Source organism: Photobacterium sp., from assembly GCF_033720175.1.
GTDB lineage: Bacteria > Pseudomonadota > Gammaproteobacteria > Enterobacterales > Vibrionaceae > Photobacterium.
The window spans coordinates 143,569-158,125 of record NZ_JAWWDA010000008.1 but is presented as its reverse complement, the minus strand read 5'-3'; the positions used below and the strand labels follow the sequence as shown (position 1 = coordinate 158,125).

Annotated in this window: 11 protein-coding genes and 1 pseudogene; 9 read left to right on the top strand and 3 right to left on the bottom strand. The window is 45.1% G+C overall.

Annotation, left to right across the window (positions count from 1 at the left end):
• Positions 1 to 93 precede the first annotated feature (93 nt).
• From malQ to R3289_RS11340, 3 genes are all read left to right on the top strand, one after another.
• A complete protein-coding gene (gene malQ / locus R3289_RS11350; protein ID WP_318925612.1) occupies positions 94 to 2,280 on the top strand; it encodes a 4-alpha-glucanotransferase in 2,187 nt (728 codons plus the stop codon).
• 53 nt (positions 2,281 to 2,333) lie between these two features.
• Positions 2,334 to 4,481 (top strand): 1,4-alpha-glucan branching protein GlgB, encoded by a 2,148-nt coding sequence (gene glgB / locus R3289_RS11345; protein ID WP_318925678.1) that lies wholly within the window; start codon positions 2,334 to 2,336, stop codon positions 4,479 to 4,481.
• A gap of 228 nt (positions 4,482 to 4,709) precedes the next feature.
• Complete coding sequence (locus R3289_RS11340; protein ID WP_318925611.1) at positions 4,710 to 6,296, top strand: PAS domain-containing methyl-accepting chemotaxis protein; 1,587 nt, start codon at positions 4,710 to 4,712, stop codon at positions 6,294 to 6,296.
• A gap of 104 nt (positions 6,297 to 6,400) precedes the next feature.
• Here R3289_RS11340 and R3289_RS11335 read toward each other — a convergent pair whose 3' ends face one another.
• A complete protein-coding gene (locus R3289_RS11335; protein WP_318925610.1) occupies positions 6,401 to 8,047 on the bottom strand; it encodes an ABC-ATPase domain-containing protein in 1,647 nt (548 codons plus the stop codon).
• A 235-nt stretch (positions 8,048 to 8,282) separates the two neighbouring features.
• Between R3289_RS11335 and R3289_RS11330 the strand changes: the two genes are divergently transcribed.
• From R3289_RS11330 to R3289_RS11320, 3 genes are all read left to right on the top strand, one after another.
• Positions 8,283 to 8,525, top strand: coding sequence for a hypothetical protein (locus R3289_RS11330; protein WP_318925609.1), 243 nt, complete (start codon positions 8,283 to 8,285; stop codon positions 8,523 to 8,525).
• A gap of 167 nt (positions 8,526 to 8,692) precedes the next feature.
• Entirely contained in the window at positions 8,693 to 8,974 is a 282-nt protein-coding gene (gene ppiC / locus R3289_RS11325; protein ID WP_107283071.1) for a peptidylprolyl isomerase PpiC, read from the top strand.
• Between the two features lie 434 nt (positions 8,975 to 9,408).
• A complete protein-coding gene (locus R3289_RS11320) occupies positions 9,409 to 10,125 on the top strand; it encodes an isoprenylcysteine carboxylmethyltransferase family protein (RefSeq protein WP_318925608.1) in 717 nt (238 codons plus the stop codon).
• Positions 10,126 to 10,398: 273 nt separating this feature from the next.
• Here R3289_RS11320 and iolG read toward each other — a convergent pair whose 3' ends face one another.
• Positions 10,399 to 11,400 carry an inositol 2-dehydrogenase gene (gene iolG, locus R3289_RS11315; protein ID WP_318925607.1) on the bottom strand — a complete coding sequence of 334 codons (1,002 nt, stop codon included), beginning with the start codon at positions 11,398 to 11,400 and terminating at the stop codon, positions 10,399 to 10,401.
• A 237-nt stretch (positions 11,401 to 11,637) separates the two neighbouring features.
• On the opposite strand from iolG, the gene R3289_RS11310 reads away from it, so the two are divergent.
• Complete coding sequence (locus tag R3289_RS11310; RefSeq protein ID WP_318925606.1) at positions 11,638 to 12,465, top strand: sugar phosphate isomerase/epimerase family protein; 828 nt, start codon at positions 11,638 to 11,640, stop codon at positions 12,463 to 12,465.
• A 656-nt stretch (positions 12,466 to 13,121) separates the two neighbouring features.
• Here the strand turns inward: R3289_RS11310 and R3289_RS11305 are convergent.
• The gene (locus tag R3289_RS11305) at positions 13,122 to 13,784 is read right to left on the bottom strand and encodes a hypothetical protein (protein WP_318925605.1); all 663 of its coding nucleotides are present in this window, start codon (positions 13,782 to 13,784) and stop codon (positions 13,122 to 13,124) included.
• A 58-nt stretch (positions 13,785 to 13,842) separates the two neighbouring features.
• Here R3289_RS11305 and R3289_RS11300 point away from each other — a divergent pair.
• A pseudogene (locus R3289_RS11300) lies at positions 13,843 to 14,070 on the top strand (DDE-type integrase/transposase/recombinase); the annotation flags it as partial.
• Between the two features lie 238 nt (positions 14,071 to 14,308).
• Positions 14,309 to 14,530 carry a hypothetical protein gene (locus tag R3289_RS11295; RefSeq protein WP_318925604.1) on the top strand — a complete coding sequence of 74 codons (222 nt, stop codon included), beginning with the start codon at positions 14,309 to 14,311 and terminating at the stop codon, positions 14,528 to 14,530.
• Positions 14,531 to 14,557: the final 27 nt, after the last annotated feature.

Genomic DNA, 14,557 nt, shown 5'->3' with positions numbered 1-14,557 from the left:
TTGAGTTAACACATAGCTGGTTATTAATATTCATTATAGATATCAGCAAAAACTAACATCGTAGCGGCCGCAAGGCCGCTATCGGAGATAACGATGAAAGAAGATAACGTATTAAAACAAGTTGCTGAAATGGTTGGGATTGCAGACCGCTATGTCAGTGCTTGGGGCGAGGAAGCTAAAGTTGAAGATGAAACGATTCTGCGTTTATTAGCGGCCCTTGGCTACGATACTAAAAATGACGAAGCCCTGTTAGAATCTGCCCGTAAAAAGAACCGCCCTGACGTACTTGCCCCTGTGCAGGTTATTCGTCGTGGTGAACAACCAATGCACATTACTTTACACCTTGGTGTCAGTGCCCGCATGAGTGACTTCAGCTGGCGTCTGCACACCGAGCAAGGCGAAGTAATGGAAGGTTGGTTGCAATCGCAATTAATTTCAGATGATCGTGAAAGTGGCGGTCCGCTTGTTTTTGCTTTGCCTGATGATCTGGAAATGGGTTATCACAAGCTTGAAGTCTTCCGTAAACGTCGTAAATCTCCGTTTGAAATGACACTGATTGTGACACCTGAATCTTGTTATAAACAACCCGCGTTGTTGGATGACAAGAAGCTTTGGGGCACCAGTGTTCAGCTGTACTCGGTTCGTACCAACCATAACTGGGGGATCGGCGATTTCGGTGATCTGAAACAACTGGTTGCCGATATTGCTGCACGTGGTGGTGATTTTGTGGGCCTGAACCCCATTCACTCACTATTCCCTGCCAACCCTGAGGGGGCAAGTCCATATAGCCCGTCTTCACGCCGTTGGCTAAACCTTATGTACATTGATGTCAGCTCGGTTCCTGAGTTTGCACAATGCGATGCTGCCCAGCAACTCGTTGGCAGTTCAGAATTCCAGCAGCGTCTGGTTGAAGCCCGAAATACTAACTGGGTGAATTACAGTGAAGTGTCATGCCTGAAAATGGCCGTACTGCCATTATTGTTTGAGACATTTGCTGAGCGTCATCTGGACAAAAAAACAGCTCGTGCTCAGAAATTCATGCAATTTGTTGAGCAGGGTGGCGATAGCCTGCTTCATCAGGCTGCCTTTGATGCCTTACATGCAAAATTGAAAAAAGAAGATGACAGTGCTTGGGGCTGGCCAGCGTTCCCGGAAGAATACCGCCACTTTGATAACGCAGCCGTAAAAGCCTTTATAAAGAATAACTTAAAGCAAGTTCATCTGTATATGTACCTGCAGTGGGTAGCTGATACTCAGTTGGCAGAAGTGAATGATCTTGCTCAAGAAAAAGGCATGGTCATGGGTCTGTATCGTGACCTTGCTGTTGGTGTATGTGATTCAGGTGCCGAAACATGGGCTGATCACGGCGCACTGTGCCAGGACGTAAGTGTTGGTGCTCCGCCAGATGTTCTTGGCCCGTTAGGTCAAAACTGGGGTTTACCTCCGTTAAATCCACAGGTACTGAAAGAAACAGCGTACGAACCGTACATCCAGTTATTGCGTGCAAACATGCGTAACTGTGGCGCACTGCGTATTGACCATGTATTAGGTCTTTTGCGTCTTTGGTGGATCCCTAAAGGTGAATCTGCGAAGAGCGGCGCATACATGTACTACCCAGTTGATGATCTGATGGCAATCCTCGCGTTGGAAAGTCACCGTTATCAGTGCACTGTGATCGGTGAAGACTTAGGCACGGTACCTGACGAGATTGTTGAAAAACTGTCAACGGCAGGTGTTCATTCTTACAAGGTGTTCTTCTTTGAAACAGCAGAAGATGGCGGTTACCTATCTCCTGGCCATTATCCGGCCCAGTCAATGGCGGCACTGTGTACACATGATATGCCAACCCTGCGTGGTTTCTGGCATTGTGATGATTTAAAAATGGGCGAAGAGTTAGGTCTTTACCCAGATAAAGAACAATTGTCCGGATTGTTTGACAGTCGTGCCGAAAGTAAGCAAAAGATCCTTGATAGTTTGAACTGGCATGGTTATCTTCCTGAAGGGGTAGGGCACGACGCGAGATATGTACCGATGGATCGCAACCTGAGTGAAGGTATGCAGCTGCATTTAGCTGCAAGTTCCAGTGCATTGCTGAGCCTGCAATTGGAAGACTGGTTGGAAATGGATAAGCCGGTCAATATTCCTGGTACGGTTGATGAGTATCCCAACTGGCGCCGTAAGCTTTCAACCACCCTGGATGACTTATTTACACGACAGGACATCATCGACTTAACTCGTCGTTTAACAGAAACACGAGCAAAGGCCAGTCAGAAAAACTAATCAGGAGTAGTGCGTTGGACACCATGACAGTGACACGCAGTGATAAGGAATATATGCAGCTCGAAAGAGCTGCGTTTTCAGACCCATTTTCGTTCTTGGGCCCTCAGTATCAGTCAAACGGTATCGCGCTTCGGGTGTGGATGCCGGGCGCTGTTTCAGTGAAGGCCGAAACTGATCATGGTGAGCTATTCTCTCTGTCAAGAGAGGCCGATAGTGGCTTCGTGTTAGAGGGAGAGCAAGATTTCACCACTGCCGTTTATAAGCTACATATCGGCTGGCCAAGCGGCGAGCAAACCATTAACGATCCATACCAATTTCATGCGTTTTTACCTTCAGGTGATGCCTTAACGACCCCTTCGCAAATGCATAGCGAAATGGGTGCACAACTGATCACTGTAAATAAAGGTAATAAGCAGGTTTCTGGCGTTCGTTTTCTGACGTTCGCTCCGAATGCGTCGGCTGTGAGTGTGATCGGGAATTTCAATTCCTGGGATGGTCGTCGTCACCCGATGCAGCGGTTGGATGATGGTCTTTGGGGACTGTTTATTCCAGGCATGGAAGACGGTACCCAGTACAAATTTGAATTAAAAGACCACGACGGGAAAAGCTTGCCCCATAAAGCCGATCCATGGGGTTATTCTTCTGAACAGTACCCGTCTTTTACTTCTATCGTTTACGACCAGTCGCGTTATCAATGGCAAGATAAAGCTTGGCAAACGCGTCCGGTTACGGCCAAACATCAAGAAGCATTGTCTTTCTACGAACTTCACGCCGGATCCTGGCGCAAGAAAGACAATGGTGACTTCCTAACATATCGTGAGCTTGCAGAAGAGCTGATTCCGTACCTGTCTGAGATGGGGTATACCCACCTTGAGTTGATGCCTGTTTCTGAGCATCCGTTCTATGGTTCATGGGGCTATCAACCAATTGGTCTGTTCTCTCCAACGAGCCGGTTCGGGACCCCTGATGATTTCAAATATTTCGTCGATCAATGCCACCAGGCAGGTATCGGTGTTGTACTTGATTGGGTTCCAGCTCACTTCCCTTCAGATGATCATGGCCTTGCAAATTTTGACGGTACTGCACTGTATAACGACCCCGATCCACGCCGCGGCTGGCATCAGGACTGGAAGAGTTATATCTATGACTACGGCCGTGAACATGTTCGTCGTTTCTTAGTCTCGAATGCCCTGTTCTGGTTTGAGCATTATCATATCGATGGTCTGCGTGTTGATGCCGTTGCATCTATGCTGTACCTCGATTATTCACGTGAGCACGATCAGTGGCTTCCTAACCATAACGGTGGCAACGAGAACTACGATGCCATTAGCCTGTTGCGCTGGATGAACGAAGAAGTCTATTCTCATTATCCCAATGCGATGACAATTGCGGAAGAATCTACCGCTTTCTCTGGCGTATCGCGCCCGACCGATCAGGGGGGGTTAGGCTTTGGGTTTAAATGGAATATGGGATGGATGCACGACAGCCTCTCTTATATTCAAGAAGAGCCAGTGCACCGTAAATACCACCACAATACGATTACCTTCCCGCTGATTTATGCATTCAGTGAGAACTACGTCCTGTCTTTGTCGCATGATGAAGTGGTTTACGGCAAAGGTTCATTACTGGACAAGATGCCGGGTGATGAGTGGCAGAAAACCGCCAACCTGCGTGCCTACATGGGTTATATGTATGGTCAGCCCGGTAAGAAACTGAACTTCATGGGCGCCGAAATTGCGCAAAGCGCAGAGTGGGCACATGACGGTCAATTACAATGGCACTGGTTACAGTATCCTCGCCATAGCGGTATGAAAGCGTTAGTGAGCGATCTGAACAAGCTATACACTTCAACCCCAGCCCTCCATGAGCAAGATTGTTCGCCGGAAGGGTTCGAATGGCGGGTTCAAGATGATGCTGAAACAAGTGTATTAGCGCATGAGCGTATGGCACTGAATGGCGACAAAGTATTAGTTATTTCTAACTTCACGCCAGTTCCTCGCGAAGGGTACACATTAGGTGTACCCACTGAGGGCGAGTACGCACTCATGTTAAACACTGATGATGGTAAATACTGGGGTAGTAATGCGCCAGTTGAGCAGGTTGTTGCAACAGAGAAAGTCGCGAGTCACGGATTAGATCATTCGATCCGTTTGAGCTTGCCGCCGCTATCAACAATGTTCATGGTATTTACCAAAAAATAAATATTACCAGAGCTAACAGAAGCCCAAAAAGCCCGTAACGTTTCGTTGCGGGCTTTTTGTTCTATCAAAAGATAGGTTATCCCCTTGTTTCTTTAAGTATTCACCTAAAAATTAACTTGCATCAACTTGTTGGCGTGTTATTAATGCTAATGATTCGTAGTTTTTTGCATGTAAAGCTTGGCCTCTGACCAAGGTGCATAACAAAATGAAACAATAATAGAGATAATAATGACACTATCTGCAAAACAATCGTTTAATCAAACGGGTGAAAAGGAAGTCGAGTACTCATCAGGGATAAACATCATATCGACCACCGACCCACAAAGCCATATTACCTATATAAACCAGCATTTCTGTGATGTTGCGGGTTTTCAACCCGGCGAGCTGGATGGCGAACCGCATAATGTGATCAGGCATGCGGATATGCCCAAAGCCGCCTTTGCGCAGCTATGGAAGTATATCAAGTCTGGCAAAAGCTGGATGGGGGTGATGAAGAACCACTGCAAAAATGGTGACTTTTATTGGGTGTCAGCCTTTGTTACACCAATCACCAATGATAAGGGACAGGTTATTGAGTATCAGTCGGTTCGTAGTAAGCCCGATCGTGATGCCGTTCAGCGTGCGACTGATTTATATCAAAAATTGAATAATGGGAAAACGTCAAACGAGATTAACCGCCCGCGGTTCAGGCAAAACAATGTGCTGTGTGGATTGATGACTTTTGCATTGATACTGCTGGCCGCTCAAATGTTCCTGAATGGGGCGACATTGTGGACGGCAGCCACAATAGGGATCCTTCTCTCTGCAATCGCTGTGAGTATACATTATCAATCCAGAGTCAGGCATCTGACGACACTGGCAAAAGAGGCCTATGACAATCCATTAATGGAGCATGTTTATACCGGTAAAAAAGATGATGTATCAATAATCGAACTAGCCTTGAAAATGCGTCAGGCAGAGGTTCGAGCAATTGTCGGACGGGCAAGCGAAACGGCCGGAGACATTTTAATGTCAGCTGAAGATGAATTTGCACAAACAAAACAGATTAAAACCAATCTGGCAAAGCAATCTGAAGCGACCGTACAGGTGGGGGTTGCTATGGCGCAGATGTCATCATCGATTCGAGAGGTCGCTGAAAGTGCTGCCCAGGCATCAACCATTACCTCTGATGCGCTGCAGATGTCGGTTGAAGGCCAGCGAAGTGTAGAGACCACCATTAATTCTGTGAACTCACTTTATAAAGAGCTGGATAATTCAAAGCATGTGATTACTGCCTTGTCGGAAAGTAGTCGTCAGATTGAAGGTATTTTAGATGTTATCGGCTCTATTGCCGATCAAACGAACCTATTGGCGCTAAATGCAGCTATCGAAGCGGCTCGTGCAGGCGAAGCTGGCCGAGGGTTTGCTGTTGTGGCCGATGAAGTGCGCTCTCTTGCGCAAAAAACACAATTATCTACGGGTGAAATTCAAAAAATGATTGCTCATTTGCAGCAGACTGCAAGTCAAGCGGTCGATTCCGTTGAACGTGGTGGTGCTTTATCCGAGCAATGTAATCAACAAGCAGCCGAAACTGGCGGCCGATTAGAACAGATTCATGAAATGCTGAACCGGGTTACCGATAGCAGCCAGCAGATAGCGTCGTCGGTTGAAGATCAAGCCGGTGTAAGTGACGAGATTTCACTAAATGTTCAGAATATTCGTCAGTTGACATCTGAGACGTCTGAAACCAGTGATTTATCTGTTGAAAGCACCAGAATGCTGGTGGAGCGGATAGAGGCGATGAAACGATTAATGGATCAGTTTCAGAGAGTTTGATGCAATAGTTATTGCCTGAAATAATGCAAAAAGCCCGCTCAGCGGGCTTTTTTGTACTCAGTATCGAAGGTACGGCTACTGATTTTTCAGTAGCCGTGTTGCGTTTACTTAAAGTCAGCTTTACGCATTCGGCTCAGCACAGCCATCACTTCGATTGCACGAGGTTTCGCTAAGTCGCCGTAGTGTGGCATCGAGCGGAACCAGTCATCATGCAGCATCTGTTCAAAAGCTTTCGATGGGTTCTTTTCCCAACCTTTACCTTGAGCAAGCTGGAACCACAACCAACCAACTGTATATAGCTGGCTTGAATCAGCGATTTGTTCTAATGCCTGTAGGTCAATTAGCTCACGTCCAAAACGCAACGATGTCTTGTCTTTAACCTGAATACGGAATTTACCGTCTTCCAGCATGGCCTTTAGCGTACTACGGTTTACCTGGCGTGTGCGAGGCAATGACAGTGTTTCAGTGCCTTCGTGAGTACGACGGGTCGGGTGGGTTGCAATGACTTCTTTTGCTTTTTCTGTGACATCAATGGCCTGATAGTTGTGCATTTGGATAACAGTATCAGCGACGTCAAGATAATCACCGGAACCACCCATCACCAGTAATACCGAAATATTCAGTTGGTCTCGTAGAAGTGAAATGCGATCAACTAATGGGGTAATCGGCTCATCACTTTTCGCAATCAGCGCCTGCATGCGCTCGTCACGGATCATAAAATTAGATGCTGAGGTATCTTCATCAATAAGCAGAGCTTGCGCACCGGCTTCCAGCGACTCCTGCAACCAAGAAGCCTGAGACGTAGAACCAGACGCATCTTGTGTACTAAATGAATGTGTATCTTTACCCATTGGCAGATTGCTGATGTACGGTGACAAATCAACATTATGGACACAGCGGCCATCTTCGGCACGGATCTTAGTCGCAGTGTCATTGGTAACAATGTACTCACGACCATCGCCGGGGATATGGTCATATACCGAGTTTTCAATCGCATTCAACAGGGTTGATTTACCGTGGAAGCCGCCGCCAACAATCATAGTGATCCCTTCAGGAACCCCCATTCCGCGTATTTTACCCTTATGTGGCGCTTCAAGTTCCAGAGCCAGTGCGTCAGGGCTAACGAACGCAATAGCGTCCGCCATTGGTAAGTCGACATTACCGGCCAGGCGAGGTAAAACGCTGCCATCAGCAACAAAGGCAAGTAAGTTGTGTTCTTTTAGCTGGCTACGCAGGGCTACCTGATCTTCAACCGCTTCACAGTGAAGCTTCATTTCTTCAATCGGTAGTTCCCGTGCGATTGTCGAGCGACGGATGATTTTAGGCATCGTAAACGTCAGCAGGTTCATTGCCTTTTTAGCGATGATCTTACGGTTGTCTGCGGGTAGGTTAACGCGAAAGCGTAGCTCGATACCGTCTTCATCAAAGACAACAGCAGTGCGATCAAGAATAACCTGACCAGGACGATCAATTTGAATCGCGTTTTCTTGCTGGGAAAGATCGGCAAACTGACGTGCAATGAAATCGCGTGCGGCACGCTGGTAATCCTGAGATTGATCTTTCAACCAAGCTAAATCTGTCAGCGCCCATTTACGACGAGCACGAACACGAGAAGCAGGTGCGTATGGGTCTGCTTGAATAGTGTCGATAAAAAAGTCGAAGTCAACGAAGTTGTATTCGCCACGCATACTAGAGTAGCTGCGGTAGTTGTGACGGTCGATTTTGTGTAATTTGGCTTCGAGTAATTGCATGTCGTCTCGATATCGTGCGTTATAATTCTGGGGGCTGGATTTTACACTAAAGTCTGACCGTTAGCATGTAAACTTTGGCTATAAAAGGAATTCCTCTGCCAGTACGACGGCGGCAAGATTGCACTAAGGTCTAATTGAGCCTACATCCTGTTAATGTATCTTATGAATGTCTTCATGATTTTATGTTCCCCCCATGCAGTGGGTGGGTCATTGATAAGAATTCCAGGATGGCGCTATGCTGCAAATAACAATGAATTACGCTGAAATATTGCTATTGGTAACCGGTTTGCTACTTATTACTAAGAGTCTGTTTCAATACGGGAAGCGCACCAGAGACTGGTCGGGGTTAGCGATGATGATCGTTAAGCGTGTTGGAATGGATACTGCAGAGTATCGCTGGTACCGATTGGGTGTCAGCTATTTTGTTGCTGGCGTTGTTATCCGTATCGCTAATATGATCTTCTGGCCACAAATGTGATTTAGGGCGAGATGCATAACATCGATTATGCCTTTCCAGCCTGAATGGTTTACCTCAAGTAATCTGAACCGAGAATGAATTCGTGCTGCTGTTTACGCTTGCTACTTTCAGTGATTTATCGCACACTTTCTTGCTAATTTCGAATAAGTTACATTGAGGTGTACATTATGGCTTCAACAGCAGCAGCGCTTCATATCCTAGTGAAGCATAAAGAACAAGCGGATGACATTCTTCAACAGCTGAAGAAAGGCGCCAAGTTTCAAACTCTCGCGAAAAAATACTCCACATGTCCATCTAAGAACCGTGGTGGGGACTTAGGTGAATTTCGTAAAGGGGCAATGGTTCCTGCTTTTGATAAAGCGGTGTTTTCCGGCAAAGTACTTGAACCAATCGGCCCGGTTAAAACTAAGTTTGGTTATCACATTATCAAGGTGCTTTACAGGACGTAGATGTCGTAAAGAGCCTTTTGAGCGCTCCTGTCTGTCGCGCTTAAGTCCAGTGTTTCTCTCAGCATCTTGCTTTTCTTGCCTGGTACTCTTTGCAGGCTTAAAGAGTACCCAGAAATGCCTTTCTATTCTCTGGTGTTGTCCGGGCCGGTTGTAGGCGCTCTTTGCGCCGACAACCTAAAAATTCGTCCTGAATTTTTTCCCTGTTTTGTACGTCATATTCAAACGCATTATTCCCCCTTATCAATTTAGAGTAATTGTCCGCGACAATGGACTTGCCTGTTAATTATCTAATCTTTCATTATGTATTTCGTTGATCAAGGCTCTAACCTATTAGTGGGCTAGTAAGCTGGATGCAGGTCAATCCCGCCTTGGCTGGTGCCGCCTGAGCGGAGCGTTAGACACACACTCAAATCCATTTTATTTTGGGGAATGACATGTCAGCAAAGAAGGTTAATGAAGAGGCAGCCCAAACATCCCCCCGCCAGTGGTTCAGATTAATTGTGGTGTATCTCATAATTTCGATGATTTTATTTATATGCGGTGGGGACCTCAGCTGGTGGCAGGCGTGGTTATTTTCCATACAGTTCGTGGCTGCTGGTATTGGTGGGCGCATGTGGGCGGAACAACGACATCCCGGATTAACAGCAGAAAGACAAAATATTGAAAACATCCAAAACGCAAAAGCCTGGGACAGAGTGCTTGCTCCATTGATGGCGGTGAGTGTCGGGTTTTCTATGGTCATTGTGGCAGGGCTGGACCATCGTTATAACTGGTCCTCCGAGTTTTCGCTATGGCTCATTGTAATTGGCTTTATTTTGATCTCACTCGGATACGCTTTCGCGGCATGGGCATTGGCTGAGAACCGCTTTTTCTCTAGTGTGGTGCGCATTCAGACGGATCGAGGACATGTGGTGTGTGACAGTGGCCCATACCGGTTTGTGCGGCATCCGGGTTATGCCGGAAATATTCTTGCACTGTTCGGTATTGTTCTTGCTCTGAGCTCGGTATGGACACTGATTCCTGCAGCGGTAGCATCAATCGTCACGGTGATTAGAACCGCACTTGAAGACCAGACGTTACAGGAAGAGTTGCCAGGATATCGATACTATGCAAGACGCGTGCGCTATCGATTGATTCCTGGGATATACTGAAAGACCTGAGTGGTGATGTCCTAGATCAGAGATGGAGGTCCAACAGAAAGAGTTGCGCGCCGCCTTACGCGGCTGAATCATTTCTGCCTCATTGTGATACCTTAAAGGCGATTGAGCATCTGGGATGCATGACCTATGTTCGTCGAAAGTTCATGGATCCCAAGAAAGTCCAGGAGAAAGATAAAACCGGCAAAGCTAGAGCCGGATATCAATGCATTGCTCCCCTGGAACGTCTCACATTAATAACCACCCCGTGGGATTATCGGGCGCATACTATTTACCTGCCAAATTTAGGTGCACAGTTTTTTGAGAGCGTGCCGACTCACCAGCAGCTTCAGCCAATTCCAAAGCGATCTGACCATCGATACCACTACAACAAGGTTCTGTTCTTCCCGCCAGAATATCAGCAAAGTGTTTCCATTCCGCAATGTAGGCGTTGTTGTAGCGCTCTAGGAAAAAGAACTCTGGATTGGTACCCGTACAGCCGTGTTCATTCCAGTGCTGGACTAGGTTTTCTGTTTGGTTATCAACCTTAAGCAGACCTGTTTCGCCATGAAGCTCCAGACGTTGGTCATAACCGTAACCTGAACGACGACTGTTGATAATGGTTGCACTTACACCCGATGGAAAACCAAGAACAATCGTTGCAGTATCCACGTCACCTGCCTCACCAATCGCTGAATCCACAACGCACGATGCATGTACAGTGATTGAATTTGGCTCTTCTCCAATCATAAATCGAGCCATGTCCAGATCATGGACACTCATGTCTCTGAACATACCACCAGATACTTTGCAATATTCTGCAGGTGGTGGCAGTGGATCGCGAGAAGTAATCACAAGAGACTCAGCTTTACCGATTTTACCTTCATTAAATTTATCTTTTACATAACGAAAGTTCGGATCAAAACGGCGATTAAAGCCAACTAATAATGGAACTTTGTAGTCATTTACGATGGCAAGACATTCCTGAATTCTTGCTAAAGACAGATCAATCGGCTTTTCACAGAAAATTGCTTTGCCTTTCTTCGCAGCACGTTCAACAAGCTCAGCATGCGTATCTGTAGCTGAAGCAATACATACTGCATGGATGTTTTCATCATTCATGGCTTCTTCAACAGACTGAATAACAGCTTGGTATTTATTGGCAATACTTTCTGCCCCAGGTAAGTATGGGTCAATCACAGAATACAGGTTTATTTCTGGGTGATTGTTAATAATTTCCGCATGAACTTTACCAATGCGGCCTGTACCAAATAGTGCAACATTAAACATAACAGCTCCTTAGTCAAATAGTAATGGCGGCAACCTCTCAGGATTATGAAAAATTTTTTTCATTCCTCTTCAAGTTTCATGTCCCATAAAACAGCAATTAAGGCTAATATACCAACAAGGTTTCTATCTTTCGTTTTGTTTTCTTGAAAATTGAGATGCAAGGTAAAAAAAATTTTTCATCGCGATGTATGCTATTTACAAACCGAAACGACATGATTGACTTGAAAGGAAACCAATATGAAATTTGCATTACACGGTATGTGCTCTCTTCACGGAAATATCATTAGTGATATTCGATTAGCAAAAGAAACAGGTTACACCGGACTAGAGATTCACACAGAAAAGCTGTGGCGTTACATTAACGCGGGTTTTAGCGCGAAAGACTTCAAAGATCATATGGATGCAGCTGGCATTGCACCTTCTGCAATTGACATTATCGGGCACTGTGAAGCTCCGGATAAGGAAATGCAAAAGCGAGTTTTTAATGAAGTCGAAATTTTGTCTAAATTTGCCAAAGAAATTGGCTGCCCAAGCATTCAGCTAAACGCATTTGAAGCGCTGAATGGTTTCTCTAAAGAAGACAATATTCGTCTAACGGCGCAAAATATTCGTCATATGGTTGATATTGGTGCTGAACATGGAATTCGTTTCCAATATGAGGGGGCAGCATGGTGCCCAATCTCTTCGCTGGATGACTACTACCGGCTGTATGATGCAGTTGGCCGCGATAATTTTGGCTTTATTCTAGATACTTGGCACTTTTGGGCATGCCGTGGTGCAACACCTGAAGATATGGCACGAATTGATAAAGATCTGATTTATAATGTACATATTGCTGATGGTTACCGTCCTGACGAGGGTCAACCTTGGGTGGATGAGAAAGAGCTACGCGGAGTGATTGTTGGTGAAGGTAATATTCCGCTGAAAGAGTGGATAGATGCGATTCGTAGCACCGGCTACGAGGGATTCTATTCTGGTGAATTCTTAAATGATCAGCTTTGGGAAGCAGATCATTACACTATCGCTGACGATATGCTCAAAGGCATGAAAGCTTTGTTTGATTGATCTTTAAGTTAACGAGATCTTGTAGGTTTAGAAGTTCTAAAGCTCATAAATAGTAAAAAGCCTCGAGTTTTCGAGGCCTTAATGTCTGAACTTTAAGCAAAAACTCGTAATGAGATCTCATTCTAGCTTACTTGTTGGAATGATGTTTGTGTTAACTGACAAAAAATCAGTCGGTGTATCGGTGTATCGGTGAGCGTGGCTAAGCTTATCTGACGGTTAGTTATCAGGCGAATATTCACCTACAAGCACCGATTGAGGCATGACTAAATGACGGGAGCAGTGGTGAAGCCCGTGAGCCTATTGACTTCTTTAGTATTTAAAGTCTGGCGTGGACTCATGTAAAAATACCGTCCCCCTGAACGAAGGAAAGGGGCATTGGAGGTGTTTACGGCCTGAGGCGTTCCTTTTTATTCGAACCTATTGCATTGATAAGCGAGAAGTTTTATAGATTTTACAGTACTATAAAACCGAGAATAATCTTGTTTTGAATTACTTAGGCTACCTGCTGTGGTGTGAGGAAATGAGCAGAAATCAGAACAGTCTCAACCATTCTGATTTAGTGTAATAGTTAGTGGTCACTTTTCTATATTTTTTCTAATCCAAGTAAGCTGAGCTAGACTAAAGTCTCTAGCTTACTTTTGTCCAAAAGAAGGGCGCTATAGTTTCACGCAGGTTGGTTTCTGATTCTGCTTGGTAACATTTTCGACATAGCCGGTATCTTGTGTACCTTCCTCATAGTTAATGCCGATGCCGCCAGCCACCTGTTTCTCAGGTGTTGAATCGAGATCGCCCAATTTCGCCAGTTTTGTAGATGTATCTTGGATTATGGACTCCATCAATGCTAATGACTTGGGATCCAAAGCATTCTTCTCTTCAGCTTCGAGCTGAAATAGCTGTAAGTTGTTTAAAAAGTTATTAACAATGTCATGGACCGTTCTCATTGTTGCCCGCAAAACATTCACTCGTTCTTTTTGCACTTCAAGTTTATGTTTATTTCGAGTTATCTCTCCATGTTCGATGATCTTCGGTAGCCACTGCCGAATACCTAAAGCTAATAATAGGAAACCCAAAAGATAACCAACGACCTTTTCCAAAAACGCCTGGGGTTCGGTATCGCCTATGATTACAAAACGGTTCAATTCTTCGAAATTATCAGTGATATCAAGCAACGTTCCAAAGAAGATCAAGACAAACCCAGCTACGATGGTTCGCCAACCACTAGCTTGGCTTAATTCTTTGGCGTGTTGTACTTTGAGAAGGGAAATAACTATCCCTCCGGTTATAATTGCTCGAAATATCTCGATGACGATATCAGCCATTGTTTTCCCTTCTTCCTTGTGGGTCTATGTAATAGTAGCTCACACAATCGTTGTTTTCATGCTTAGTCCAATTGAAATCCTTTCAATCAAGTATCTGAACAATATCGTCGAGCAAAGCCACCGCAGAGTAAAAGGTAAAATGAATCAATATATAGGGTGGAAATCAGACGAAGGGGCAAAGGCCACACTCGCTGGCGTGGAGTTTTGATCGATGATTAAAAATGGGCAACTCGACAACCCTGAATGTTTATCTGTTTGGGATGAGTTTTACGCGCTTGCAGCCTAATAGTATCTGAAAATCAGTACGCGTGTAGTTAGACTACACTTTTTGATAGAAACTCATAAGCAAATGAAAAGTATGATATATTTAGTCAGATTGGCCTCCCGTGCATGTAAGTTGGCCGCATATATTATGGCTCTGGCTGTTACAGCTAACCCACGACGTGGAGGCTAGCACCTCCTGGGAGTCATTGTGTCTATGATCTAATGGTTTTTAAAGTCGTTTTGCTTACATAGGACTCAAAATGGAAAATGTTAAAAGAGCTCGTTTACTTATAGCTTTGGCGGAAGTGGTTCAGGATATTGAGGTTGTAAATGCTATTGAATATAGCAGTGGACGGTTATCTAATGATGAATTGGATGGTTTAGAAGAAATTATTCTTAAAAAGGTAATGGCATACCGTTGTCATGAAAAATGGCCACCAAAAATCAACCCTATTACGGAAGTAATGAACTTTGATAGCTAACTTAAAGTATCGCCCTTTGGTTACACT

Excerpts from the sequence above, each read along its gene's own strand:
- malQ (WP_318925612.1), top strand. The coding sequence starts at position 94 with ATGAAAGAAGATAACGTATTAAAACAAGTTGCTGAAATGGTTGGGATT.
- glgB (WP_318925678.1), top strand. The coding sequence starts at position 2,334 with ATGCAGCTCGAAAGAGCTGCGTTTTCAGACCCATTTTCGTTCTTGGGC.
- R3289_RS11340 (WP_318925611.1), top strand. The coding sequence starts at position 4,710 with ATGACACTATCTGCAAAACAATCGTTTAATCAAACGGGTGAAAAGGAA.
- R3289_RS11335 (WP_318925610.1), bottom strand. The coding sequence starts at position 8,047 with ATGCAATTACTCGAAGCCAAATTACACAAAATCGACCGTCACAACTAC.
- R3289_RS11330 (WP_318925609.1), top strand. The coding sequence starts at position 8,283 with ATGCTGCAAATAACAATGAATTACGCTGAAATATTGCTATTGGTAACC.
- ppiC (WP_107283071.1), top strand. The coding sequence starts at position 8,693 with ATGGCTTCAACAGCAGCAGCGCTTCATATCCTAGTGAAGCATAAAGAA.
- R3289_RS11320 (WP_318925608.1), top strand. The coding sequence starts at position 9,409 with ATGTCAGCAAAGAAGGTTAATGAAGAGGCAGCCCAAACATCCCCCCGC.
- iolG (WP_318925607.1), bottom strand. The coding sequence starts at position 11,400 with ATGTTTAATGTTGCACTATTTGGTACAGGCCGCATTGGTAAAGTTCAT.
- R3289_RS11310 (WP_318925606.1), top strand. The coding sequence starts at position 11,638 with ATGAAATTTGCATTACACGGTATGTGCTCTCTTCACGGAAATATCATT.
- R3289_RS11305 (WP_318925605.1), bottom strand. The coding sequence starts at position 13,784 with ATGGCTGATATCGTCATCGAGATATTTCGAGCAATTATAACCGGAGGG.
- R3289_RS11295 (WP_318925604.1), top strand. The coding sequence starts at position 14,309 with ATGGAAAATGTTAAAAGAGCTCGTTTACTTATAGCTTTGGCGGAAGTG.